The 23629-nt window shown below is 68.3% G+C and carries 21 protein-coding genes; 6 read left to right on the top strand and 15 right to left on the bottom strand.

Annotated features, from left to right (window positions below; translation table 11 throughout):
* The 6 genes from ACGFU7_RS10385 to ACGFU7_RS10360 form a co-directional block, all read right to left on the bottom strand.
* Complete coding sequence (locus ACGFU7_RS10385; RefSeq protein WP_093549687.1) at window positions 1-438, bottom strand: phage tail protein; 438 nt, start codon at window positions 436-438, stop codon at window positions 1-3.
* 41 nt (window positions 439-479) lie between these two features.
* Window positions 480-2267, bottom strand: a complete 1788-nt coding sequence (locus tag ACGFU7_RS10380; protein WP_393694210.1) for a hypothetical protein — start codon at window positions 2265-2267, stop codon at window positions 480-482.
* Window positions 2268-2296: 29 nt separating this feature from the next.
* A complete protein-coding gene (locus tag ACGFU7_RS10375) occupies window positions 2297-2440 on the bottom strand; it encodes a DUF6760 family protein (RefSeq protein WP_093896703.1) in 144 nt (47 codons plus the stop codon).
* Entirely contained in the window at window positions 2437-2907 is a 471-nt protein-coding gene (locus ACGFU7_RS10370) for a hypothetical protein (RefSeq protein ID WP_393694208.1), read from the bottom strand. Before ACGFU7_RS10370 ends, ACGFU7_RS10375 begins: the two co-directional genes overlap by 4 nt.
* Entirely contained in the window at window positions 2907-3350 is a 444-nt protein-coding gene (locus tag ACGFU7_RS10365; RefSeq protein WP_072488539.1) for a phage tail protein, read from the bottom strand. Before ACGFU7_RS10365 ends, ACGFU7_RS10370 begins: the two co-directional genes overlap by 1 nt.
* A gap of 77 nt (window positions 3351-3427) precedes the next feature.
* The gene (locus ACGFU7_RS10360) at window positions 3428-4978 is read right to left on the bottom strand and encodes a phage tail sheath family protein (protein ID WP_393694206.1); all 1551 of its coding nucleotides are present in this window, start codon (window positions 4976-4978) and stop codon (window positions 3428-3430) included.
* A gap of 261 nt (window positions 4979-5239) precedes the next feature.
* Here ACGFU7_RS10360 and ACGFU7_RS10355 point away from each other — a divergent pair, with 261 nt between their 5' ends.
* Together ACGFU7_RS10355 and ACGFU7_RS10350 are read left to right on the top strand one after the other, a co-directional pair.
* Window positions 5240-8764 carry a hypothetical protein gene (locus ACGFU7_RS10355; protein ID WP_393694204.1) on the top strand — a complete coding sequence of 1175 codons (3525 nt, stop codon included), beginning with the start codon at window positions 5240-5242 and terminating at the stop codon, window positions 8762-8764.
* Window positions 8765-8773: 9 nt separating this feature from the next.
* On the top strand, window positions 8774-9403 hold the full coding sequence (locus tag ACGFU7_RS10350; RefSeq protein ID WP_393694202.1) for a hypothetical protein: 630 nt from the start codon (window positions 8774-8776) through the stop codon (window positions 9401-9403).
* A gap of 16 nt (window positions 9404-9419) precedes the next feature.
* Here ACGFU7_RS10350 and ACGFU7_RS10345 read toward each other — a convergent pair whose 3' ends face one another.
* On the bottom strand, window positions 9420-9752 hold the full coding sequence (locus ACGFU7_RS10345) for a hypothetical protein (RefSeq protein ID WP_393694200.1): 333 nt from the start codon (window positions 9750-9752) through the stop codon (window positions 9420-9422).
* Between the two features lie 968 nt (window positions 9753-10720).
* Entirely contained in the window at window positions 10721-10969 is a 249-nt protein-coding gene (locus ACGFU7_RS10340) for a hypothetical protein (protein ID WP_393694198.1), read from the bottom strand.
* Between the two features lie 245 nt (window positions 10970-11214).
* Between ACGFU7_RS10340 and ACGFU7_RS10335 the strand changes: the two genes are divergently transcribed.
* Entirely contained in the window at window positions 11215-11598 is a 384-nt protein-coding gene (locus tag ACGFU7_RS10335; RefSeq protein WP_393694196.1) for a type II toxin-antitoxin system RelE/ParE family toxin, read from the top strand.
* Window positions 11595-11912 (top strand): helix-turn-helix domain-containing protein, encoded by a 318-nt coding sequence (locus ACGFU7_RS10330; protein ID WP_393694194.1) that lies wholly within the window; start codon window positions 11595-11597, stop codon window positions 11910-11912. Before ACGFU7_RS10335 ends, ACGFU7_RS10330 begins: the two co-directional genes overlap by 4 nt.
* A 102-nt stretch (window positions 11913-12014) precedes the next feature.
* Here the strand turns inward: ACGFU7_RS10330 and ACGFU7_RS10325 are convergent, their stop codons facing one another.
* From ACGFU7_RS10325 to ACGFU7_RS10300, 6 genes are all read right to left on the bottom strand, one after another.
* Entirely contained in the window at window positions 12015-13277 is a 1263-nt protein-coding gene (locus ACGFU7_RS10325; RefSeq protein WP_393694192.1) for a cytochrome P450, read from the bottom strand.
* Complete coding sequence (locus ACGFU7_RS10320; protein WP_393694190.1) at window positions 13274-14065, bottom strand: alpha/beta fold hydrolase; 792 nt, start codon at window positions 14063-14065, stop codon at window positions 13274-13276. Before ACGFU7_RS10320 ends, ACGFU7_RS10325 begins: the two co-directional genes overlap by 4 nt.
* A 123-nt stretch (window positions 14066-14188) precedes the next feature.
* Window positions 14189-16318, bottom strand: coding sequence for an ATP-binding protein (locus ACGFU7_RS10315; RefSeq protein ID WP_393694188.1), 2130 nt, complete (start codon window positions 16316-16318; stop codon window positions 14189-14191).
* Window positions 16315-17127 (bottom strand): DUF4255 domain-containing protein, encoded by an 813-nt coding sequence (locus tag ACGFU7_RS10310; protein ID WP_393694186.1) that lies wholly within the window; start codon window positions 17125-17127, stop codon window positions 16315-16317. Before ACGFU7_RS10310 ends, ACGFU7_RS10315 begins: the two co-directional genes overlap by 4 nt.
* Window positions 17128-17155: 28 nt before the next feature.
* Window positions 17156-19246 carry an HYR domain-containing protein gene (locus ACGFU7_RS10305; protein ID WP_393694184.1) on the bottom strand — a complete coding sequence of 697 codons (2091 nt, stop codon included), beginning with the start codon at window positions 19244-19246 and terminating at the stop codon, window positions 17156-17158.
* A 166-nt stretch (window positions 19247-19412) separates the two neighbouring features.
* A complete protein-coding gene (locus tag ACGFU7_RS10300) occupies window positions 19413-20039 on the bottom strand; it encodes a response regulator transcription factor (protein ID WP_393694182.1) in 627 nt (208 codons plus the stop codon).
* A 211-nt stretch (window positions 20040-20250) separates the two neighbouring features.
* Here ACGFU7_RS10300 and ACGFU7_RS10295 point away from each other — a divergent pair, with 211 nt between their 5' ends.
* Window positions 20251-21573 (top strand): hypothetical protein, encoded by a 1323-nt coding sequence (locus ACGFU7_RS10295; RefSeq protein WP_393694181.1) that lies wholly within the window; start codon window positions 20251-20253, stop codon window positions 21571-21573.
* Between the two features lie 47 nt (window positions 21574-21620).
* Here the strand turns inward: ACGFU7_RS10295 and ACGFU7_RS10290 are convergent, their stop codons facing one another.
* Entirely contained in the window at window positions 21621-22442 is an 822-nt protein-coding gene (locus ACGFU7_RS10290) for a DUF4157 domain-containing protein (protein WP_393694179.1), read from the bottom strand.
* Window positions 22443-23007: 565 nt separating this feature from the next.
* Between ACGFU7_RS10290 and ACGFU7_RS10285 the strand changes: the two genes are divergently transcribed.
* On the top strand, window positions 23008-23622 hold the full coding sequence (locus tag ACGFU7_RS10285; protein ID WP_393694177.1) for an HhH-GPD-type base excision DNA repair protein: 615 nt from the start codon (window positions 23008-23010) through the stop codon (window positions 23620-23622).
* Window positions 23623-23629 lie beyond the last annotated feature (7 nt).

Here is a 23629-nt window from a genome sequence, read left to right as displayed (position 1 = left end):
TCAGCCCTCCATCACATAGCCGTGATGGGCGATCTCGATCGTCTCCATCGCGACCTTGGGCGATTCCGGGGTGAAGGAGGGGCCGGTCCAGCGGACGGGCACGACCTCCAGCAGCCCCCACTGGGCCACCTTCTGCCCGTCCCCGGTACGCGCCTCGATGTGCGCCGTCTTGCGGCTGAACCCGGTCGTCATGGTGGCGAACCAGCGGGCCACCTTCTCGGTCTCCTTGGTCAGCGGCCTGGACAGCTTCACGTTGGAGTACTTCAGGCGGGTCGGCAGCTGCCACAGATGCCCGTTGTTGCCGCCCTCCTCGCGTGTTTCGAGCACCACTTCACAGCCCAGCCCGTCGCATGTGTTGAACGACCCGAGCTCGATGTCGTCGATCGTGACGACGAAGCAGACGCTGACGGCGGGATCGTTGTCCTGGGCGGTGGCCATGGCACGTACCTCTCAATTCCCTGTGTTGTCGCTGCCGTTCATCAGTGCCGCGTGTTGATGAGAAATCCCGCTCGTTCGCGTTCCAGCCGCAGATCCGCCTTGAAGAGCCTGCTGAGCGGTGCGTACAGGGCGCGTACCAGCTCGTCGGTGACGACGGGGGCCCCACCGGAGGCGGGGGCGGTGGCGGAAGCGCCCGGTGCGCCGTGGTCCTCGGCCATGGGCCCGGGGTCCGGTTCCGGTGCCGGTACCGGTTCGGGCTCCTGGGGAGGCTCCGGAGGCGGTGGTTCCGCGGTCTCCGTCTCGCGCTGGACGACGGGTGGTGAGTACGGCGGTGGCGGCGAGCCGAAGACGACGCTGCCGTCGGCCATCCGCTGGGCCACCCCCGCGGCCACGGCAACCGAACCTGCCGTGGGGAACGAGGAGGCGGCGGACGCGGAGGGTGCGATACGGCTGCCGGCACCCGGCAACGAACGAGGCACCGGCGGCCCGCCGGCTGCCTGACGTTGCAGGGCGGGAGGCGGCGGAGGAAGCACACCCGGCGCAGCCCCCGAAGGCGCGGCGGTACGTTGCAGAGCTGCCGGCAGAGATGCGGTCGGCGCCACCGAAGGCGCACCCGCCCCGGCAGACGTCCAGCGCACCGGAACGGCATCGGGCAGGGACGGCAGCCCGGGACCCGGCACCGGACCCGCACCACCCGACAAAGATGCCGCCGCCCCGTCCACGGCGGAACGCTGTACGACGCCCGCCCCACCGCTCTGCCCGGACTGGAGCGTCAAGGGCCGGTCGGCGAGCAGGGGCGCGACCGGAGCGGTGGCCGGGGGCGGTGACAGGGGAGCCTGCGCGGGCACGGCGGGAGTCCGCTGCACCGCCGGGGCGGACGAGGAGGCGGGAGTGGGCGCGGGTGCGGACTCCGCCGGGGCGGACAAGGAGGCGGGAGTGGGCGCGGGTGCGGACTCCGCCAGGGCGGACGAGGAGGCGGCAGTGGGCGCGGGTGCGGACTCCGACGGGGCAGGGAGCAGCGGATCGTCACCGAGCAGCGGAGCAGTGGGCCCGTCGGACTCGGGGGCCGACTCCGGGGCCGCGGGCACCTCAGGGGCCTCCGGGACCTCACCGGCACCGTCGTCCGCCACGCTCCGGGCAACCGGAACCACTCCGGCCGCCCCCTCCACCTCCGGACCGGCGTGGGCAGCCTGTCGCTGTGCCGTGGGCGGCAGCGCGGACATGGGCGCGCCGAGACCGGGTGCCCGCCGGGGCGGGCCCGCGACCGGCGGCATCACCGAACGCTGAACGGGTGGCGGCGGGGTCGCGGACCCAGGCGCGGCCGGTTCGGGCGCGGCCGGTTCGGGCACCGCCACAAGGGGCTGCTCGCCCACCAGTTGGCGTACTGGCAGCTCCGCCACGGCCGGCTCCCCGGCCGACGTCATCGCGGGCGCACCACCCGCGACAGTGCGCTGCATGGGCACGGACAGGGGCACGGTCCTGGCACGGTCCGGCAGCTCCACCGGACGCTGAACGGACCGCTGCACCGGCGACGGACGGTCCACGGGGGCCGGTGCGGTGATCCCGTGCACCAGCCCGGTGGGCGCGTCCGGGCTGACCAGATGCCCGAGAGGTGTCCCGAGCGAGTGGTCCTGCCGAGTGGAGAGCGATCCCTGGAATCCGGCAGGGTCGATGACCAGATCCTGGGCGCCCAGGGTCCGCTGGATGGGCGGCAGTTCGGCCAGATCGACTCGTTCGCGCGGCAAGGCCGGCGGAGCGGCGCTCGCGCTGCTCGTACCCGTACCCGTCTCCGTGCGCCCGCCACCGCGCAGCCATGACATCAGGCCCATGGATTCTTTCGCCCTCCCTGCGCTGTTCGCTACTGCCCGTTGAGGCGAGCGATCTGTGCGACGAACCTCAGTCGTTCCGGGTGCTCCAGGTCCAGCAGCTCATCGAGCGGCCAGTGGAAGTGATAGGCGAGGTACGCGACCTCCTCGTAGAGCAGGTCGGCCGCGTACGTCACGATTCCCCCAGGCGGCCACCGGCGAGATTCACCGCGAACTCCTCCTGGCAGGACGGGCAGGTGACGGCGGCGCGGGTGTGCCCCTCGGCGTTGATCCGCCGGTAGAAGTCCTGGAGGAAGGCCAGGTCGGAGGCGAAGAGGTCCTCGATGATGCCGGGGTGGATGTCGTCGATCGTGCCGATCCGGGTGACGACCCGGGCGATGAGCACGACCGAGAGGTACGCGGAGTTCTCACGCACCCGGTCGTCCCGCAACGGCACGAGTTCGTCGCGCGCGGTCGCGAGCCGCATGACGCCCGTATGGTGCACGGCGCCCGTCTCGTCGACGTACCCGCGCGGCAGCTCGAAGGTGAACTCGGTGCGGAGCGGCTCCCGTTGGCCGGACCGCCCGCTCCTGCCGGCCGGGAGATGTGCGTCCGGCCGTTCCGGAGCCTCGGCCGGATCCGGAGCCTGTGCCGTACGTCGCATCAGTCGAGTTCCATGCTCTCGTAAGTGATCGCGAGCTTCTCCGTGAGGACCGAGGTGTCACCGGCCTTGAGGGTGCCGATCTCCAGCGACTTCGGCCAGGCGTTGATGAGTTTGTAGCGCTTGATGGCGATGCCCTCGTGGTCGTACACGATGACCGCGCCGTTGCGGCGGGCCGCGGTCATCCGCCCGAACCGGGAGTCCTTGATCCACCGTTCGAAGCTGTTGTCCTCGGTGAGGCCGCGGGTCACGGTCACCTCGCCGGCCTTCGGCCTGCCGGGGAGCTTCTTGATGGCGTAGCGGCCGTCGGCGGTGTTCTGCTTCAGCTCGATGACGTCCTGCTCCATCTTCAGACCACTGACCTCGGTGATCTGCTTGATGACGACGCTGTCGAATTCGAGGCCGAAGGAGGCCCCGACGGTGCTGTCGAGATCGGGAAGTGGCACAACAGGCTCCTTTACGGCTTTTACCGCTTGGTGGACCTCAGGACGGCCGCGCTGCTACGGCCCGGCTCCCGACGGCGCTACTCGTCGACGCCGCCGGTGCCCCCGGTCAGCTGGGAGAGGCGGAAGACGACGAACTCGGCCGGCCTGACCGGTGCCACCCCGATCTCGCAGATGACCTGACCTGCGTCGATGCTTTCCGGCGGGTTGGTCTCGCGGTCGCACTTGACGTAGAACGCCTCTTCCGGGGTGAGCCCGAACAGTGCTCCCTTGCGCCACTCGTTGACCAGGAACGCCGAGACTGTGCGCCGGATACGGGCCCACAGGGCGTCGTCGTTCGGCTCGAAGACGACCCACTGCGTACCGGCGAGGATCGACTCCTCCAGGTAGTTGAAGAGGCGCCGGACGTTCAGATAGCGCCAGGCCGGGTCGGAGGCCAGCGTGCGGGCGCCCCAGACCCGGATGCCGCGTCCGGGGAAGGACCGGATGCAGTTCAGCCCGATCGGGTTGAGCAGATCGTGTTCGCCCTTGGTCAGCTGGGTCTGCAGGGCGACTGCCCCTCGTACGACCTCGTTGGCGGGGGCCTTGTGCACACCGCGCGACTCGTCGTTGCGCGCCCAGACCCCGGCGATGTGGCCGCTCGGCGGGACCAGCTGCGCGCGCCCCGACGAGGGATCGGCAACCCGGATCCAGGGGTAGTAGAGCGTGGCGTACTTGGAGTCGAAGTTGGCGCCGTCGGTGCGCCAGGCGCGGATCTGCTGCGGGCTGAGTCCGGGCGGCGGGTCGAGAATGGCGACGCGGTCGCCCATCAGCTCGCAGTGGCTGATCAGCCCCTGCTGCACGGCGACGACCGACTCCAGGTCCAGCAGCCCGCGTTCGTATGCGCTCATCAGGTCCGGCACGGCGATCGTGGTGACCTCTTCGACGGCTTCGAGCCCGCCGATGCCGGTCCGGCGGTCGGGATCGCCGACGTACAACTCGGGGGTCAGCGCCCCGGCACCGGGTGACGCGGGCGCCGCCGGGGCCAGGGTCACGGTCTGCAGCTCGGGCTTGGCCGGAGCCGCCCCGCGCCCGGACTCACGTATCTCGATGAGCTCCGACTTGGCGTTGACCCGGGTGGCGACGTTCTCCTTGCTGCGCTTGGTCGTGACGCTCGGGTACGTCTCCGCGACCTGCCCGTCCCGCTTCACGATCAGCTGGAAGACATCGGAAGGCGGATCGTCCCCCTCCACCTCGGTCACTTCGACGGTGATCTCTCCGGCCGCGCCGGGGCGGGGCTTCACCGCGTACGGCCCGAGCTGCGTCTCCGATCCGGCGGGCAGCTGTCCGGCGGCCCCGTTGCTCTCGTCCTCGGCCGGGGGCTCGGTGCCATCACCGATGCGCACCACGTAACAGACACCGCCGCCGTTGGAGAAGAACCCGTAGACGGCGGAGGCGAGATACGTACCGTCGACGAAGTCACCGAAGGTTCCGGCGAACTGGCTCCAGTTCGTGATCAGCGTCGGCTCGTCGAACGGGCCCTTCTGCGCGAAGCCGACGAAGGCGGCGACCGAGGTGCCCACCCCTTCGATCGGCCGGGATCCGGACTCGATCTCTTCGACGTAGACGCCCGGGGACAGGTACGACGGCATGTGAGTCTCTCCTTGGCCGGGGAACGCCCGCAATTCTCGTGACAGCGGCGATCACCGGGAACGGACACACGGCCGCCCTGCCGTGCACCGGCCACTGCCCGATCAGGCAACGCGCCCGCGCTGTACGTGTCAGCGCGCACTGCCCCCGGCCCCGTCCCCACGCGCTGCGTACGCGATGCCCGCCCCCGCACCCTGGGACGGCGGCAGGGCCATGTGCGTCGAGTGCCGACTGTCCGGGGAAGTGGTGGGCCGGGAGGGCGGATGAAGGCGGTTCCGGAGAAGGATCCTGTCTCCGCGTCCGACCGTGGAGGTATCCCCCGTGCCGACGATGCGACAGTCACGCCCGAAGTGTCACGTTCGCAGACACCCCCGCCCCACCGCCCGCCGGGTGACCGCCCCGCCCCCGACCCCCGCAGCCTGCAACGCCTGCAACACGCGGCCGGCAACCGTGCGGTCTCCCGCCTGGTGGCCCAGCGCTACACGGCCCCGGTGAAACCGTCCCCGGCCCAGGCAGCCGGGTTCCGCAAGGTCAAGGCGGATGTGGCGGCGAAGCGGACGAGGATTGCGGTCCATGCCCCCGCCACGGCCGAGTCGAAGTCGGCGCAGGACGCAGCGGTGGCTCCTCCTGACGACAGGGAGGCGCAGGGCAAGGCGGCGAACGCGGAGAAGATGAACGCCGCGAAGCCGGGCGAGTTCAACAAGCAGGCGTTCATCGACGCGGTGAACAAGGCGATCGACGCGCAGGCCCCGAAGAACCTCGACGACGCCGACAAGTTCTCCAAGTCCGGCAAGGCGGACAAGATCAAGTCGGAGGTCGACGGGAAGGTCTCGGACGGCAAGGAGTCCTCGGCCAAGGACATCGACACCGCGACGAAGGCCCCGCCGGACACGTCGGCGGCCAAGGACAAGCCGGTCACCCCGATGACCCCGGACCAACCCCCGGCCAATCCGGGCGCCCCGTCCGCAGCGGACGCCGTTCCCGCCCAACAGCCCGCTTCCGTAACGGACTTCTCCCAGGGCCTGGCCGCCAACGACCAGGCCATGGCGGACGCCGAGGTCACCGAGGACCAGCTCACCAAGGGCAACGAGCCGGAGTTCGACCAGGCCCTGTCCGCGAAGAAGACCGCCGAGACGGACTCCGCGAAGGCCCCCGCCAAAGGCAAGGCGGCCGAGGCCCAGCAACTCTCCACCGCGAAGGCAGGAGCGGCGGCCTCCGGCGCCCAGGCCATGACCGCCCTGACCGCGACCCGTGCCTCGGCCGGGAAACAGGTCGACGGCGGGAAGGGCGAGACGAAGTCGAAGGACGAGAAGAAACGCGCCGAGGTCACGGCAAAGCTGCAGAAGGTCTACGACGGCACGAAGAAGGACGTCGAGGAGACCCTCTCCGGCCTGGACAAGAAGGTCGACACCGCATTCACGACGGGTGAGAAGGCGGCCCGGGACGCGTTCACCGCCGACCACAAGCGCCGGATGAAGGCCTACAAGGACAAGCGGTACTCGGGCTGGACCGGCAAGGCCCGCTGGGTCAAGGACAAGTTCGCCGGCCTGCCGAAGGAGGCCAACAACCTCTACCAGGAGGCCCGCAAGCTCTACGTCGCCCAGATGCAGACGGTCATCTCGTCCGTCGCCGACATCATCGGCGCGGAACTCGGCAAGGCGAAGGCCCGCATCGCCAAGGGCCGCGCCGAGCTCAAGGCGGAGGTCGACAGACTCCCCGCCGACCTGCGCCAGTTCGGCGAGGACGCGGCGAAGGACTTCGCGGGGAAGTTCGACGACCTGGAAGCCACCGTCAACGAGAAGTCCGAACAGCTCGTCCAGGACCTCGCGACGAAGTACACGGCGGCCCTGAACAAGATCGACGAGGAGATCAAGAAGCTCCAGGAGGCCAACAAGGGCCTGATCGACAAGGCGAAGGACGCGATCGTCGGCGCGATCAAGACGATCAACGAACTGAAGAACCTCCTCCTCGGCATCCTCGCCAAGGCCGCCTCCGCGATCATGAAGATCATCAAGGACCCGATCGGCTTCCTGGGCAACCTGGTCAAGGCGGTAGGAGCGGGTCTCAACCTCTTCATCACCAACGTCGCCGACCACCTCAAGACCGGCGTCGTGTCCTGGCTGCTGGGCACCGCGGTCAAGGCGGGTCTCGAACTCCCCCAGAAGTTCGACCTCAAGGGCATCATCCAGCTCATCGCCTCCCTCCTCGGCCTGACCTGGGCCAACATCCGCGCCCGCATCACCCGCAAGGGCATCCCCGACCAGGCGATGACCGCGGTCGAACAGTCCGTCCCGGTCGCCCAGACCCTCGCCCGCGAGGGCCCGGCGGGCGCCGTCAAGGAAATCACCGAGGAAGCGGGCGACCTCAAGGCCACCATCCTCGAAAAACTCACCAGCTACCTGATCCCCACCGTCATCGTCGCCGGGATCACCTGGATCATCTCCCTCCTCAACCCCGCCTCCGCGTTCGTCCGCGCGGTCAAGGGAATCATCGACATCGTCACGTTCATCGTGAACCAGGGCGCCCAGATAGTGGAGTTCGTCAACGCCGTCCTCGACGCCGTCGTAGCCATCGCCAACGGGGGTTCGGCGGGCGTCCCCAAGATGGTCGAAGCCGCACTCGCCGCCAGCGTCCCGCTCCTGATCGGCTTCCTCGCCTCACTGCTGGGCATCGGCAGCCTCGCCAACAAGGTCAAGAGCGTCTTCCACGCCGTCGCCCGCCCGGTAAACCGCGCCATCGACAAAATCGTGGGTTTCATAGTGAAGGCGGGAAAAAAGCTCTGGGACAAACTCAAGGGCAAGCCAAACAAAAAAGAGGAAGCCGGGGATCCAGAAACCGAAAAAAGTCTGGATGTAAAAAAGGAAGCAAAGGATCAACTCGCTGCGCGGACAGCCAAACCCCTGCCGACCAAATCCGCACTCGACACGATAGTCACCGATACCCTGACGCGACTACGCCCGAAGGGGCTCAAGCAGCTTCACACGGAACCGGCAGGTGGAGGTTCAGAGAACTTCTCCATCGTCGCAAAAGCGAGCCCGCCTACACCAGTCGCCCAGGCAAGGGTGGAACTTACCAGTAAGGACTACAAGCTAATCCTCAGAAAAGCGATACCTGGGGCAGCCGACATCGTCCCCTTCCTGAAGAAGCTGGCAAAGAACGGCTCCGAGACCGTGGAGTACGAGGGGTCTCAAATAAAAGTAGACATGGAATTTTTCAAAAAAGCATGGGACAAAAAACCATACGGCCAGGCGCGAGGATTCATAAAGAAACGATTTAGGGATGCAACACCAGGTCATCACGAATGGATTCCGAGTGACTACATTCTCATCGTAATCGAACGCGCCCAGAACGCGGAGACCATTGTTGCCGGAGAGAAATGGATTGATGACCATCACGACTTGCGCAGCGACACCTCGCTACTTGTGTTCCACAACCTGGCCGAGGCCCCTCCAGGGGTCGACGAGGACACCATAGACGGAAGAAGACAGAAATTCTCCATCCCGACCGGACACGTAGGAGCAGTTTACTACAAAGGTGACCAAAAGACGAAATATGAAAACAAGTTCCACAACGCCGCACGTAATGTATTCAATGACGCCAGCGATATATCCGTAGTTGCCACAAATCTGAAGGCCATGGCCGAGAAGTGGATATGGAGCGGCAGTCGACCTTACCCGTACGAAGTACACCCGGAATGCCTGGACAAGAACGGGGAACAGATAACTGCGACTCGACAGCAAGGTAACTACACGCAAATCATCAACAAAATCGAAACCCTGATCGAGTGAGGACCGAGAATGAACTCAGGCACAGCTCCCGGCCGGATCGGTGGCTACCAGGATGCGCTCTACTGGATCTCGGCATCGTCGCTCCGCATCGAGGACAAAGCAAACCTTAAAAAATTTGTCACAAACTATCCTAATTTTTCTTTCTTTCAAGACGCCACCGAAGAAATTAGTCGGCACGAGAGAAAGGACCGGGTGCGGATCCCTTCCTGGTTCCGGCATATTCGAGAAACCCTAGCTTTCGTACACCCTGCCACCCTCACTCATCCTCCGATTCTCGCCCGATTCGACACATCCGACTACGACTGCAACATGTCCGACTCGGAAGAAGTCCAATGGTATCAATTAAAAATAGGGGTCATGGGGGAAGACGACAGAGATCTTTTCGTTGACCAGGCAGGCTTATATCCTATTGCGACATGGTTTGGAACGGATCAGTCGTACCTTGCGATCAACCTGAGAGACTCGAACGACAGAAGAATCCATGAGTTCTCAGGAGCGGATTACTGGGACATGTCCTTCAATGGCGAATCGCTGGAGGGGTCAAACCAGCCTGCATTCATCTCCTACTCTCGAATGTTGTCGCATATCTCGGGATTCAAATTCGCGGATGGCAGCATCGTTTCGGCGGGTCAGACCTAAACGCCGTGACAAATAGCTACCGGCCAAGCGCTTCCATCAGGTGGTCGTCCAGGTCCGCTACGAAGTTCTCCCGGCGCCATGGTCGAAGTTCCTGGCGGGCCCTCCGCAGCCGGATCAACGGCACCCGCCCGCCCGTCGCGGATGCCGCCGTCACGCATTCGTGCAGCAGGTCGGCTGCTGCCCGTGGTTCGCCGAGCTGAATTCTCGCGAGCGCCTGATCCGTGGTGACGATGATGCGCTGAACCTTCTGCCGCGGTGCTCTCAATGCTCCCGCCAAGGCCGCAAACTGGTCGTGAGCGACGGCCGGGTCACCCACGTACAACTGACACACGCCCTCGAAACCGCGCAAGTACTCCGCAGAGAACGCACCGGAGAGGGGTTCGCCGGTAGATTCCCTCTCGATGTCGTACCAGGCCAGATCAAGCGCAGCGCTGGATTGTCGGCCCTGCCCCGACCGAGCTGCGACCTCCGCCTGCAGTGCGTCGCACGCGCGCGGAGAAGAGGGCTCTCGCCACCCCCAGCAGCTCGCACCGCACTTTCGACGAGCCGAGCCGCTTGCGCAATATCGGGCATCGAGTAGAGGACGGTGAGCGCATGGCTCGGGTACACAGTGGCCGGTCGCCACGGTTGTCCCAGGCAGCCGACTTCCCTGGTCGCCTCCTCGTGCAGGGCCCGACTGGCGGCATCGTCGCGCGTCTCGAACGCAAGGCGGCCTGCCAGCATCGCTGCCTCCACCCACGTGCTCCGCAAAAGCTCAAGCACCGGCTCCGGTGGTCCGCAGGTCATCAGCCGCCGGCAGGCTTCCAACGCCGGAACGAGCATCAGTTGCAGGCGTACGAAGGGGAGGCTCCCTACCTGCGCGTTGGCATCCGCAACAACAGAGGCGAGCCCTGAGACGGTTTCCGCATCCAAGAGCGACGAATCCGCGAGGGCTCGGGCCAATCCGACACCGGCTTGGGGCGCCAGCAGCGCGAACAGACCGCCGCCGTCCTCCGTCACCGCCCGGACCAGAGTGCTCCGTAACTCCGCGATTCGATGTTCGCTCTCCCCGAGTTCTCCCAACGCATCGAGGTACTGCGCGAAGTCCGACCCGGCTCCGAGCGAGCGGCTTCCGCGAGGCGTGGTCGCGTACAGATGGGCAAGCAGCAGTTGGTAGCGATCGTCCGGCATCGTCGCTGATTTCGACTCCCAGCGCGCGATCGAACGCTGGACACCTCGAAACCTGCGGCAGCCTCGGTATGCCCAGGTCCTGATCAATCTGCGTCAAAGCACGTGCCATGTCGGCCAGAGACAGGCCGCACCGAGCCCTCAGCCTCTTCAGCGCCGCCGCTCCCAAGGTTGAGCTTCCGGCTGCTGGGCAACCGTGCCCGGAACGACGATCGTGCTCGTACTCTCCGCCAGCCACGGCAACGCCAGCGAATCGATGCCCTTCGCACCACCGCCGTAGAAAGCGCTGTTGGCGAACGCTCCAAGGTATGTGGCGAAGAGCGTCGCGTATTCGACTCGCGGCCGGTGGCCTGTGGACCGTGTCCCCGTAATCGCCACGGCGTGCGTGATCAACTCCATGTCAGAGGTTGTCCTCTCCCGACAGGCTCCACGCTGGGACCGTCACTGCATGGACACCCGCATTCCCGAGACCGCGAGGTACACGGCGGCCCCCCGTTCCGTTCTGATACGTACTGAGCAGGGCCGGGACCTGATCCGCGTATCGACGCCTCACTCCTTCGAGGGATGGGCGCTGGTTCTTAGTCCCACCTCGTCTTCAGTATGCCAGCGTCCTAGTATATATACGTACTATTGGGTGGGGTTCCATGCTGTGGCGTCTTGAGATGGTGGGAGAGGTTCGCGAATGGTTACTCCAGCTCAGGAAGGACGATCGCGGCACAGCCCGCCTCGTGGGGCAGGCGATTCAGGCCCTTGTCGAGGAGGGGCCAGACCTGGGGCGTCCACTGGTGGACAGGATCAAGGGGGCGTCGATCCATCACCTCAAAGAGCTCCGGCCGGGTTCTACAGGAGGGAGCGAGATCCGGATTCTGTTCGCCTTCGACCCTGAGCGCTGTGCCGTGCTCCTGGTCGCCGGAGACAAGTCGGGACAATGGACCCAGTGGTACCGCCGGTCGGTCCCCGTGGCCGAGGCACGGTACGACGAGTGGTTGGCACACATCGCACAACGGCAGAAAGGCACTTCGGAATGACTACTTTCCACTCCTGGGACGAAGTGAAGCACGAGGTCTTCGATGCCGAGGACCTCGAAGAGATCAAGGTCGGTGCCAGGCGCATGGTCGCTGAGGCGCGAGCGCACCGACTGGTCGAGATGCGCAAGGAGCTCGGGCTGACACAGAGCGATATGGCTGACCGCATGCACGTGCGGCAAGAGCGTGTGTCCGCCATCGAACGTGGGCGGACGACCGCCACGGAAGTGGGAACGATCGCGGCCTACATTGCAGCTCTGGGTGGACAGCTGGAGCTCGTGGCCAACTTCAATGGTTCCCGCGTGGTGATTGCCTGAAGTTGCGCCAGGCGTACGGCTTCATCACAGTCGTCATGTGGTTCCCGTGGATGTCCATGGGCAGTGCTCCGTTCCTCGTCGTCCTGTGCGGGTGGCCACCTGTTAGGAGCTGGCCACCCTCACCGGCAGCGACTTCAGCCCGTTGATGAAATTCGACACCAGGCGGCCTGGTGGGGCCGCGAGTTGGAGTGGGCCGGGTGGCAGGGCGTGTTGCGCCTCGTCGTACAGGGCTCTCAGCTGCAGGCGAGCGAAGTGGGCGCCCAGGCAGACGTGGGGGCCGTCGCCGAAGGAGATGTGGGGGTTGGGGGAGCGGGAGAGGTCCAGGGTGAACGGGTCGGGGAAGACGCGTTCGTCGTGGTTGGCCGAGGCATGGAAGACGACCACCTTGTCGCCGGTGCGGATGCGGGTGCCCACAAGGTCCGTGTTCCGGGCAGCGGTGCGGCGGAAGGTCAGGACTGGGGGGTGACGGCGGAGCAGCTCGTCCACGGCCGTGGCGAGTTTCACCTCGCCGTCGCGCAGGCGGCGATACGCGTCGGGGTTTTCCGCCAGAAGGTGCAGGCCGCCGGGGGCTGCGCTGCGTACGGTGTCATTCCCGGCCACCACCAGCAGGAAGAAGAACATCTCCAGTTCGGGACCGGTCAGTTCGGGGTCGGTGGCGAGCGCCGTCATTACGTCGTCGGCAGGGTATCGACGCTTGTGCGCCGCCAGTGCGTGCGCGTAGTCGAACATGTCGCGCAGTGACGCCGGAGACCTAGGGTTGACCGGCTTGCCGTCCGGGCCCAGTACCGGTGTGCCGGCTTCGTCCGGGTCCTGGTAGCCGATGACGCGTTGGGTCCAGTGGAGGAGGAGGCCGCGGTCGGTGTCCGGTACGCCCAGCAGGTCCGTGAGGTTGAGCAGGGCGTAGTCGTCGGTGACCTGTGTGACGAGGTCGCAGGTACCGTCGGTGGCCCGTGCCTCGGCGACTGCCCGGGTGAGCAGGGAGCGGGCGCGTTCACGGACGACTGTCTCGAAGCGGTCCACGCGCTTCGGTGTGAACGCGCGGCTGACCAGTACGCGCAGTCGCCGGTGGTGCGGTGGGTCCTGGTTGAGCATCATGCGGCGGATGAACGGCAGGTCGGCGGGGTCCGGGTCACGGATCTGGGTGGCGCCCAGGTACGAGGAGTACGTCGAGGAGTCCTTCAGGACCCGCACGGCGTCCTCGTGCCGGGTGATCGCCCAGAAGCCGGGGCCCGCCGGCCAGCCGAACACCTCCGGCTCCTCCTGCCACGCCACGGGGTGGTGATCACGCAGGTGGCGGTAGCGGTCGTGGGGGATGCCCTGCGCGTACTGCCTGGGGTCGAACACGTCCGGTACGGGCGCGTTCATGCCTTCACCTCGCCGTCCTCCGCATCGGCTCGTAGAAAGTCCTCCATCACGCGGATCAGGTCGAGCGGGGCCTCGTCCATCGCGTAGTGACCGCACGAGGGCAGCTCCACCAGTTCGGCCCGCGGGAACCAGCGCATCCACGTGGCGCGCTGCAGATCGGCCGACAGCGCCGGGTCCAACGCGCCCACGACGGCCAGGGCCGGCACGGGCGAACCGTCGATCCGGTCGTGGAAGTCCTCGCCCGCCCAGGAATCAAGCCAGGCACGGAACGCCTTGGCATCGCTGCATTCGAGCGAGCGACGCACCATGCGGTCCAGCCAGCCTGCGGGGCGTCGGCCTCCGGTGGTGATGTCGAGGATGGTCCGACGGTTCTGAGGGGTGTGCGCCGCGGCGGAGAAGAGTTCCCACTGGTCGGGAGGGAGGGGCAGGCCGGACGCGGGCACGGGCGACACCCCGACGATTCTGCGCACCCGTTGCGGTGCGATGGCCAGCGTCCGCTGGGCGACGGAGCCGCCCATCGAGTGGCCGATCAGCGAGAACCGCTCCCAGCCGAGCCGGTCGGCCAGCGCGAGCACGTCCGCGGCGCCCTCGGATGTCGTGTACGTACCGCTCGCGTCCCTGGCCTCGCCGTATCCCCGTAGATCCACCACGGCGTACTGGAACGAACCGAGGTCGAGATCCGGCAGCACCGGGTCGTACGCCGAGCGGTCGGCGAACCAGCCGTGTACCGCGATCACCTTGTGCGAGCCGTCGCCGTGCAGTCCGTGGGGCAGGGGCAATGAGGTCACGCTGACTCCCGTCACCGTACGGAGCGGACCGGTCGGTCACCGGCCCGACCCCGCCCACGGTGGCGGCAACCACCGGCCCGCGCAAGGGCCCACGCACCAGCGCCCGATGTCAGGCCGGCGGCGTCACGCCAGCAGTCCCAGATACGGGCCGAACTCCGACGCCAGCGTCAGGCGGCCCAGTTTCTGGTACTCGCGCTGGATCGCGTGGATCAGTGTCGGCATCGTCACCGGCTCGCCCGTGTCCGCCGCCAGGTACGCGGCTGTCACCGCGATCGAGCGGATGTTGCCGCCCGCCAGCTCGAAGTTCTCCGCGCAGAAGGCGAGGTCCAGGTCCTTGCCCCGGGGGAGCACGGGGCCCAGGCAGCGTTCCCACAGCAGGAGACGCTGTTCGGGGTCCGGGACCGGGAAGTCGATCACCAGGTCCAGGCGGCGGGTGAAGGCGTCGTCCAGGTTGGCCCGGAGGTTGGTGGCGAGGATGGCCAGGCCGTCGAAGGACTCCATGCGCTGGAGCAGGTACGCGCTCTCGACGTTCGCGTAGCGGTCGTGGGCGTCCTTCACGTCCGAGCGTTTACCGAAGATCGCGTCCGCCTCGTCGAAGAGGAGGACTCCGTTCACGCCTGCGGCTTCGGAGAAGATCCGTTCCAGGTTCTTCTCCGTCTCGCCCACGTATTTGTCGATCACCGTCGCCAGATCGACCGTGTAGAGGTCCAGGCCCAGGTCTGCGGCTATGACCTCCGCGGACATCGTTTTGCCGGTGCCCGAGTCACCGGCGAAGAGGGCCGATACGCCTCGGCCCCTGCCGCCGCCGGGGCGCATGCCCCACTCCCCCAGGACCCGGTCGCGATGGCGCGCGCGGGCGGTCAGTTCGCGGAGTTGGGCGTGGGTGCCCGGAGGGAGGACCAGGTCGTTCCAGGTGACGGTGGGTTCGATGCGGCGGGCCAGACGGTCCAGGCCTGCCGCGTTCTGGGCGCGGGCGCCCTGGCGGACGTGGTCGGGTGTGAGGGTGCCGCCGTCCAGGTAGGTGGTCTGGGCGGCGCCCCGGGCAGCGCGGGTGATCTGTTCCGGGGTGAGGAGGAACGGTGAGAGCAGGCGGTCCACGTCGATGGTTCCGGGGACGGGGGCGTCGTACGCGTCGGTCCAGAGGGCGGCCCGGGTCGAGGGTTCCACGCGTGGGGCGTGCAGGAGGAGGGGCGGGGCGGCGGACCATGCCGCGTCCCAGGGGGCCCGGCCCACCAGGATCGTGGGGACCGGGGTACCGGTGAGCAGCCGGAGGAGTTCCGGGTGTTCGCGGGAGACCGCGTCGAGCGGGGCGCAGACCAGGCCGGCGCCGGTCAGCCGGGCCTCGCGGACCAGGGAACGGACCGCCTCGGCGGGGGACGGGTCCTCGGCCAGCCGCGCCAGGTCCAGCCCCAGGACCCGGTTGCCCGCTTGGGTCAGCGCGGAGGCCGCGAGGGCCGTGCCCGCGCCGCCCTGGTCCTCGCGGAGGTAGGCGAGCGAGGCGCCTCGGACGAGGGCCGCAGCCAGTGGGGCCGGGTCGCCGACGCCCGGAACGGCGTGCCAGGGGGCGAGGAGATCGGCAAGACGCGGATCAGGGGTGTCGTCGCCCAGGAGGTGCGCGGTGACCCGGTCGGGGACGCGGAGCGCACGGCTCAGGAACGGGCGGTCCAGGTCCTCGACGAGGAGGAGGCGGCCCTCACGGAGCGGTGCAAGGGCCGACAGCCGGCCGCGCGCCACCTGGTCGGCGGGGGACAGACCACAAAGGCCCAGGGCCAGGCCGATGGACGGGCGGCGGCGGGTGACGTCGTCGTTCAGGTAGCCGTAGAACGCCTCGAAGCGGTCGTCGAGATCCGGTACGAGCGTGATGAGGAGGATCTCGGTGTCGAGGGCGGTGAGGCCGAACTCACGGGCCAGGGAGATCAATCGGGACGCTTCGACCGACGCTTCGACCGACGTCTCGGCCGACGTCTCGACCGCCGTCTCGACCGGCGTCTCGACCGGCGTCTCGCGCGGCGTCTCGTCGTAGTCCGGATCGGAGGACGGAACCGGGGACGGAACCGGGGACGGGAAGGCGCGGGCCTCCTCCGCGTCCAGCAGACGGGCGATGTTCTCGTCCGTGAGGTAGAGGCCGCGGAAGGCGTCGTCCGGGTCCGGGTCGGTGAGCTGCCGGGCCTCGACCGCTCGTCGGATGCGCTGCTCCACCGCTACCGTGCGGGCGAGGAGATGGCGCAGGTTCGGGTCGCCCGCTGTTGTCATTCGGCGCCGTCCTCCGTCTCGTCCCCTGACTGATCCGTCCCGCCGCCCTGCGTACCGTCCGCCGCAGCTGCCTTGCGGTTCTCGGTGATACGGAGGGACAGGCCACGTCGCCGTTCCGCATCGGGGGTACGGGAAACGCCCCCGCCCGGTCGGTCCGGGCGGCCCGGCCGGCCTCCGTACACCGGAAGCCCTCCGCGCCCCGGCATCGGTTCCGACAACGGCTCGGCCTCCTCTGGCACGTCCCCGAAGCGGGCCTGCAACCCCTCGTCCCCCACCGGCGGGCCGACCACATAGCTCGGCGACGCCGTCACCGGCACGCTGATCACCAGGTCCAGCGAGGGTTTCAACTCACCGCCCAGCGCGCTCCATACGTCGGCGAACGAGCGGTCCTCCGGCGGCGGCAGTGCGATCGACATCGGTACGGCCGCCCCGATCTCCGCCAAGGTGCCCGTCAGCCGCTCCGGAGGCAGCGCCTCGTAACGCAGCAGGCAACCGAGCAGCGACGAGAGCAGCCGGTGCTCGTCCTCCGGGCGCTTCGTCCACGCCGTGATCAGGTACGAGAGCTTGAAGAAGCGGGGCGGGCGGCGGCGCGCGATGATCGCGCCGCGCTCGTCGTACTCGTTGTGCAGACCTCGCTCACGCCTCCGCATGTCCTCGCGGATGTCGTAGAGGTAGAGGTTGACCATGGGTGCGTTGACCTTCGCCGCCCACTCACGGGTCGGGGCATCGAAGACCACCGCGATCTGGCCGCCTTCGAGCACCTCCGCCCTGATCAGGGCCCGCAGTACGTCGTCGACCTCGTGGATCACCCGATCACTCCCGTACGGTCGCCGGCGCTCATGCGCGGCCCGCGAAGTCCGGTGGCTGGAGATTCCGCTGGACCACCAGGACCGGTTTCTGCAGCCGGTCGAGGTCGCGCGAGTCCGCCCGCAGTCGGCGCGGGCCGAGCTTGTCCTTGCGCAGGACCAGGACCTGCACCTCGAAGGTCCCGTCGCGGCCCACCGTGGCGACCGATCCCTCGGGAGTGATGCCGGTGTTCCACGTGAAACGTACGGTCGCGCCCGGCGGGTAGTCCTTGCCGCGGGCCAGCACCGGCTGGCCCGGCTTGGCGACCTGCGGCGTGACGGTCAGCGAGGGCTTCAGGACGCGCAGCCGGTCGGTGTCCTGGTTGTTGGCCGTTTGGCGGTCGGGCAGCGTGCCGCGCACGGTGGCCCGTACGTCCCCGGTGACCGCCGCGCGGTACGTCGCCGTCTGGGTCACCTCGATGCGGCCACCGGCCGGGATGGTGCACGGGTTGGCCGCCGTGCAGCGGGTCAGGGCGGGCAGGCTGCGGTCCTTCGCCTCGGACGGTTTCGGCCAGGCCGAGCCGATGACCACGCCCGTCGCCGCGTCCGGTCCGGCATTGGTGACGGTGAAGCGGGCACGGGCCGGGCGGCCGGTGTACGTACGGTCCGGGCTGACGTCGGCCTTCATCGCCACATCCGCGGAGGGCGGCGCGGGAGCCTCAAGGACCTCGATCTGTGCTGTGTCCGTACCCGTATTGCCCGCCGAGTCGGTGGCCGAGCAGGTCACCGTGGTGGTGCCGACCGGGAAGAGCGAGCCGGAGGGCGGGGTACAGCTCACCGGGAGCGTGCCGTCGGTGGCGTCCTGGGCGGTGGCGTCGTACGTCACGAGCGCGCCCTTCTTGTCCTTGGCCCGGACGGTCAGATCGTCCACGGTGACGACGGGCGCGTCGATGTCGTTCACATCGATGCTGATCTGCTCCTGGAAGTCCGGGTCTGCGGCCGCCGCAGGTCCGATGGCATCCGTGCCGGGAACCTGGGTGCCCAGCAGGAACTGGACGGTGCAGGTCAGGGTGGTGCCCTGCGGCGCGTCCGCGGCGACGTCGATGTTCTCCGCGAACGATGCGATGTCGCCACTGGTCACGCTGCGGGTGGGGGGATCGAGGGTGACGGTCAGGGACGGGTCGCAGTTGTCGAGCCGGTAACCGACCGTGGTGGGGAGGTTGTTGAAGCCTTCGGCGATCGCCTCCGCGACCTTGTCCCCGTCGATCCCCTCCAGCAGGCGGCCGTTGGTGGCGTTGATGATGCGGGTGGCCTGGCCGGGAGTGGTGGGCGGGTCCTCGACATAATCGGGGTCGCCGGCATCGCCGTTGCCATTCAGGCCGTCGCCGATGGTGCTCGCCACGTCGACACCGATCACCCGGACGCTCCGGTCCTGGAGATCGAAGATCGTGTCGTCGATGCTGTGGCCGTTGCTGGGGGCGTGGCTGGACGCATCGCCGACCAGCACGATGACCGGGCTCGCCCCGTCACGGAAGACGGTCTGGCCGCCGGCCCCGTTCGCGATCTGCCACAGCCCGTTGATCCAGTCCTCGGACGGACCACGGCTCTTGCCGCCCAGTGCCGTGTCCAGTTTGTCGACGCCCGCCTGCACCGCGTCGAGGTCGTCCGTCAGCCCCTGAAGCACACTGAAACCGGCATTGACGTCGCCCTCCTGATCGCCGAACGTGGCCACGGCGAACCGGGAGTCGGGCTGCTCGGCGAGGATCTTGTCGGTGATCTTGGACAGGTTGTCCTGCACACTCTTGATCGGGTCGGCCATGCTGGCGGTACCGTCCACCAGCAGAATCACATCCGGCTTCGGCGGAATCGCGGGCGTACGCACCTGCTTGGCCACGCCCGTGGAGCCGCCGGGGTCGACCGCGTCGGTGAACTCTGCAGGGGTGACCCAGGGCTCGGGTACCGCCGCCGCCGGCGGCCCGGAGGTGACGGCCGAGCCGGGAGCGATACCGGTGGCCACGAGGAGAAGGGCCAGCGCCGGGACACGGAGCGCGGCGAGGGTCCTGCGCGAGGCAGAGGACCGGGGCCGGGCCGCCGGACCCGTCCGCGACCGCGGCGCCCGCTGAAGCGGCTGGAACCAGCGCACGGAAGTCCTCCCCCACCCTCGGCCGATCGGCATACCGGACGCCACGGTCCCGTACACGCAGCCGGCCCGCAGCGGTGTGGGAGTCACACCCTCGGGAAGCCCCCGCTGCCCTTTCGGGCATACGGCAGATCCGCCGGATCTGCCGTATGCCCGCGTACCGGACGGCTCAGATCAGCCCCTGCCGCATCGCGTACGCCACCGCGTGCGACCGGTTCCGCAGCTGCAGCCTGGTCATCACCGAATGCAGCACGTTCTTGATCGTGCGCTCGGAATAGGCCAGCTTCGTCGCGATGTCCGCGGTGTCGTACCCCTCCGCGACCAGACGCAGCACATCCACCTCGCGCGCCGCGAGACCGGTGAAGTGCAGGCCGCGCGGACCGAGCACCTGCCCCTGGAGGCGACCCACCTCCTCAAGCAGCCTTCCCAGCAGGTCGGAGGGCAGATGGCCCTCGCCCCGCGCCACCGTTCTGATGACCTGCACCAGATGCTCCGGGGTCGACTCGGAGCGCCTGACCACACCGGCGACGCCGCACTCCGCGGCGCTCACCAGTTTCTGCTCGTCGATGTCCGTGGTGACCAGGACGGTGCGTGAGGTGCTGGTGCGCTGAATGTGACGCAGCATCGTCAGCACCTCCTCGTCGACCGCGTCCACGACGACGACCACGATCTGAGGTGAGGCGTCGCCCTCCCCCCACTCCGTCACGCTGACCTCGGGACGGGTACGCAGCTGACTGGCCACGCCCGCCTGCGAGATCGGATCCTGGGCCCGTAATGCGACAGTGATGCGCTCCATGGCAATGCTCCCCCTGGGCAGCAGCCGATGGCATCACACTGAACACAACCATCACGGCTGCTTTCGTGTGCCTCATTCGTCCTGAGACGGTCAAACAATTCCCATGTACATCTACAGGGAAACAAAAAAGCCGATCCGGGCACAGAATCTGCCCGGAAGTGTTCCTTCACGGCCGATGCCGGCATTCGGCGCCGACCCTACGGTGCGCCCTATGAGTCTCACGGCAAGCCTCGACGATTCGTCCGTCACTGCCGCACCGGGCGAGGAGACGGCTCTCCCTCTGCGGATCCTCAACTCCGGCAGCACCGTCGAGGAATACCGCTTCGAGGTGGTCGGTGCGTGTGCCGCCTGGTCGACGGTGGAGCCGGCGACCCTGTCCCTGTATCCGGGGGACTCGCAGACGGTCTCCCTCGTACTGCGTCCGCCCCGCGACTCGACCGTACTCGCAGGGGAGACGCCCTTCGGGATCCGGGTGGTGCCCACCAGCGAGCAGGGCGACACGGTGGTGCCCGAGGGGCGGGTGACCGTACTCCCCTTCACCGAGACGACCGCCGAGCTGGTACCGCGCAGCTCGCACGGCGCCTGGCGCGGCAGGCACCAACTCGCCGTCGACAACCGGGGAAACACCCCGGCGACCGTACGGTTGGGGGCGCAGTCCGGTACGGAGCGGGCCCGGGTCACGTTCGCGGCGGACGCCCTGCAGATCGCGCCCGGCCGGGCGGAATTCGGGAAGCTGCGGATCCGGCCGGCCAAGCGCGTGTGGCGCGGTACGCCGGTCACGCATCCCTTCCAGGTCGTCGCCACGCCGGTTGTGGCGGACGGTCAGGACCCGGTCGCACCGGTGGTCCTGGACGGCTCGTACCAGCAGGAGCCGATCCTGCCGCGCTGGCTTCCCAGGGCCCTCATCACTGCGGCTGTCCTGCTGATCGCGCTGGTCGGGCTCTGGTACGCGCTGCTGCGGCCGGCCGTGAAGTCGGCGGCCCGGGAGGCGATCACGCCGGACGCGGTCCGGTCCGCCGTCGCGGCCGACAAGAGCAAGGCCCCGGACACCGGCTCGACGGCCGGAACGGGATCGGGCGGGGGCGACTCCTCCGGTGCGAACGGGGGCTCACCGAAGCCCAGCCCCTCACCGAGCGCCGGCGCATCCGACGGCCCGGCCGCCGCGGCCCCGACCAGTGCGCAGGTGCAGGTCAGGGACTCGGTGGGCGGCGGGTCGAACACCTCGACGGCCCTTCAGGTGCCCAGCGGACACACTTTCCAGCTGACGGACATCGTGGTCCAGAACCCGCAGGGCGACGCGGGAACGCTCGTGGTCTCCTCCGGCCGGGACGCGCCCGTGCTCCGGCTGGCACTGGAGAACTTCCGGGACTCCGACTACCACTTCGTCACGCCGATCCTGGTGCCCGCAGGCGGCAAGGTCACGATGACCGTCGACTGCCGGAAGGTGGGCAAGCCGGTGAACGCGCCGACGCCTTCGCGGTGTGCGGAGTCGCTGTTCCTCGGCGGCACGATGCGGACGGACACCGCGGGCTGACAGCACGGACGGACCGTACGAATCGGGCCGGCCGGTCCGCGGGCCCGTCAAGCAGGCGGAGCCTCTTCCTCCTCCTCGGCGCCTTCCTCCGCCCGTTGGACGAAGGAGCCCTGCACATCGGCAGGTTGCTCGTCCTCGTCCTCCGTCGCCGCCCTTTGCACAGCAGGCGTCGCGACGGGGGACGAGTCATGACCGGCCGCCCCTGTCACAGCCGCCGAAGCCGGGGCCGGGGCCGGGGCCGACAGGACCCGGTCGGCGTTCGCGACGGCCTCCCGCTCGAACCGGTCGGACGGATCGCTCACCCGGATACCGCCCGGCGCCTCCGTACCCTCCACCGGGCCGTTGCGCTGCTGGATCACATGGGTGAGCTCATGGGCCAGCGTGGTGCGGCCCTGCGGCGAGGACGGATCGTACGCGTCCCGCTGGAAGACCACGTTGTTGCCGACCGTGTACGCATGGGCGCCCACGCCCTTCGCCGACTCGTGCGCGGCGGAGCCGGTGTGGATGCGTACGTCGGAGAAGTCCGCGCCCATCCGCCCCTCCAGATCGGTGCGGGTATCGGTGTCCAGGGGCTGCCCGCCGCCGGACGAGACCACGTCGTGCACGGGGGAGCGCTCTTCCTCCTCCCGCCTCTGGAGCATCGCCCCCACGGCACTGTTGCCGACCGCCCGTTGGAGCACGCTCATGCCGCCGGCTCCGACCACATCGGTCCGCCCGGCGACCGCCGCGCGGTAGAGGTGCGGGGTGTCCGCCGCCTCCCGGCCCTCGGTCGCCCTCGACGCGTGCAGGGCTTCGTCGTGCTCCTGCCCGTGCCCGTGATCCCGCTCGTGGTCGTGTTCCTGGTCCCATTCCTGTGCGTGCATCGTCATCTCCCCTGACCGCGCCCCGGTCGAAGGCGCGTCGTGATGGCCCCACCACTCCACCTTCACGACGTGCCACTGCCTCGTCCAGCCCGGACCCCGCCGGCCAAGGGCAGCCGGCGCTGCCCCTTCGGGCATCCGGTCCGTTCATACAATCCCGCGAAGCCCGGCGGCCCCGCGGCCGCCCCGCATGTCACACTCCGGGTCCGCCGGCCGCTCTGTGACCATGAGCGCGGCAGGAGGAACCACTCATGACACTCCGTACACATCAGCGATCGCGTCGAGCGCGGGCCCACCGGACAGGAGCGCACCGAGCGGCGCGGGCAGCGTGCCCCTCGTCGCGCGCACGTCGCCGTCGGGCGTGTATCCGTATACCTGCTGACCGTCCCCTGCTCCACGCTCCGGGAAGAACTACCAGTTGTCGATGTCCACATCTCCGAGACTGCGGGCCGCCACTGACAGTCACTCGGCAGCCGCCGTGGCGTCGCCTCCTCGAACGGAATCCGGCGGCAAACGGCTGCATCGGCGAGCAGTGGTGTGGCCGGGCCGCGCCGCCGTCGGGATGATCGAAGACATGACCAAGAGCAACAAGGACCAGGACACCCTGCGGATCGCCCAGCAGCCGGAGGCGGACGAGCTCCTCGCGCGCAGCCCGCTCGCCGCTCTGGTCGGCATGCTGCTGGACCAGCAGGTGCCGATGGAATGGGCCTTCTCCGGCCCGTACACCCTGGCCGGGCGGATGGGCGGAGACGACCTGGACGCTCATGAGATCGCCGCTTACGACCCGGAGGCCTTCACCGAACTCTTCACCGCCAAACCGGCCCTGCACCGCTATCCGGGCTCCATGGCCAAGCGAGTCCAGCAGTTGTGCCAGTACCTGGTGGCGGAGTACGACGGTGACGCGAGCGCGGTGTGGAGCGAGGTCTCCAGTGGGGCCGAGCTGCGGAAACGGCTGAACGCCCTGCCAGGGTTCGGCACCCAGAAGGCGCAGATCTTCCTGGCGCTGCTGGGCAAGCAGTTCGGGGTCCGGCCGACGGGCTGGCGGGAGGCGGCCGGGCCGTACGGCGAGGCGGGTTCGCGCCGGTCGGTCGCCGACATCACCGGCCCTGAATCACTCGCCGAGGTCCGCGCGTTCAAGCAGCAGGCCAAACAGGCGGCCAGGGCTACCAAACGCGCAGCCGACAAGTAGCCGACGA

It is taken from the genome of Streptomyces sp. NPDC048473 (assembly GCF_043200155.1).
GTDB lineage: Bacteria > Actinomycetota > Actinomycetes > Streptomycetales > Streptomycetaceae > Streptomyces.
The sequence above is the reverse complement of the archived record's forward strand: the minus strand, read 5'-3'. Positions and strand labels throughout refer to the sequence as shown.

What these genes read in the sequence shown, in the direction of transcription:
- ACGFU7_RS10350 (WP_393694202.1), top strand. Translation starts at nt 8,774, where the DNA reads ATGAACTCAGGCACAGCTCCCGGCCGGATCGGTGGCTACCAGGATGCG.
- ACGFU7_RS10335 (WP_393694196.1), top strand. Translation starts at nt 11,215, where the DNA reads ATGCTGTGGCGTCTTGAGATGGTGGGAGAGGTTCGCGAATGGTTACTC.
- ACGFU7_RS10315 (WP_393694188.1), bottom strand. Translation starts at nt 16,318, where the DNA reads ATGACAACAGCGGGCGACCCGAACCTGCGCCATCTCCTCGCCCGCACG.
- ACGFU7_RS10285 (WP_393694177.1), top strand. Translation starts at nt 23,008, where the DNA reads ATGACCAAGAGCAACAAGGACCAGGACACCCTGCGGATCGCCCAGCAG.
- ACGFU7_RS10385 (WP_093549687.1), bottom strand. Translation starts at nt 438, where the DNA reads ATGGCCACCGCCCAGGACAACGATCCCGCCGTCAGCGTCTGCTTCGTC.
- ACGFU7_RS10360 (WP_393694206.1), bottom strand. Translation starts at nt 4,978, where the DNA reads ATGCCGTCGTACCTGTCCCCGGGCGTCTACGTCGAAGAGATCGAGTCC.
- ACGFU7_RS10295 (WP_393694181.1), top strand. Translation starts at nt 20,251, where the DNA reads ATGAGTCTCACGGCAAGCCTCGACGATTCGTCCGTCACTGCCGCACCG.
- ACGFU7_RS10370 (WP_393694208.1), bottom strand. Translation starts at nt 2,907, where the DNA reads ATGCGACGTACGGCACAGGCTCCGGATCCGGCCGAGGCTCCGGAACGG.
- ACGFU7_RS10330 (WP_393694194.1), top strand. Translation starts at nt 11,595, where the DNA reads ATGACTACTTTCCACTCCTGGGACGAAGTGAAGCACGAGGTCTTCGAT.
- ACGFU7_RS10300 (WP_393694182.1), bottom strand. Translation starts at nt 20,039, where the DNA reads ATGGAGCGCATCACTGTCGCATTACGGGCCCAGGATCCGATCTCGCAG.
- ACGFU7_RS10380 (WP_393694210.1), bottom strand. Translation starts at nt 2,267, where the DNA reads ATGGGCCTGATGTCATGGCTGCGCGGTGGCGGGCGCACGGAGACGGGT.
- ACGFU7_RS10290 (WP_393694179.1), bottom strand. Translation starts at nt 22,442, where the DNA reads ATGACGATGCACGCACAGGAATGGGACCAGGAACACGACCACGAGCGG.
- ACGFU7_RS10340 (WP_393694198.1), bottom strand. Translation starts at nt 10,969, where the DNA reads ATGGAGTTGATCACGCACGCCGTGGCGATTACGGGGACACGGTCCACA.
- ACGFU7_RS10355 (WP_393694204.1), top strand. Translation starts at nt 5,240, where the DNA reads ATGAAGGCGGTTCCGGAGAAGGATCCTGTCTCCGCGTCCGACCGTGGA.
- ACGFU7_RS10325 (WP_393694192.1), bottom strand. Translation starts at nt 13,277, where the DNA reads ATGAACGCGCCCGTACCGGACGTGTTCGACCCCAGGCAGTACGCGCAG.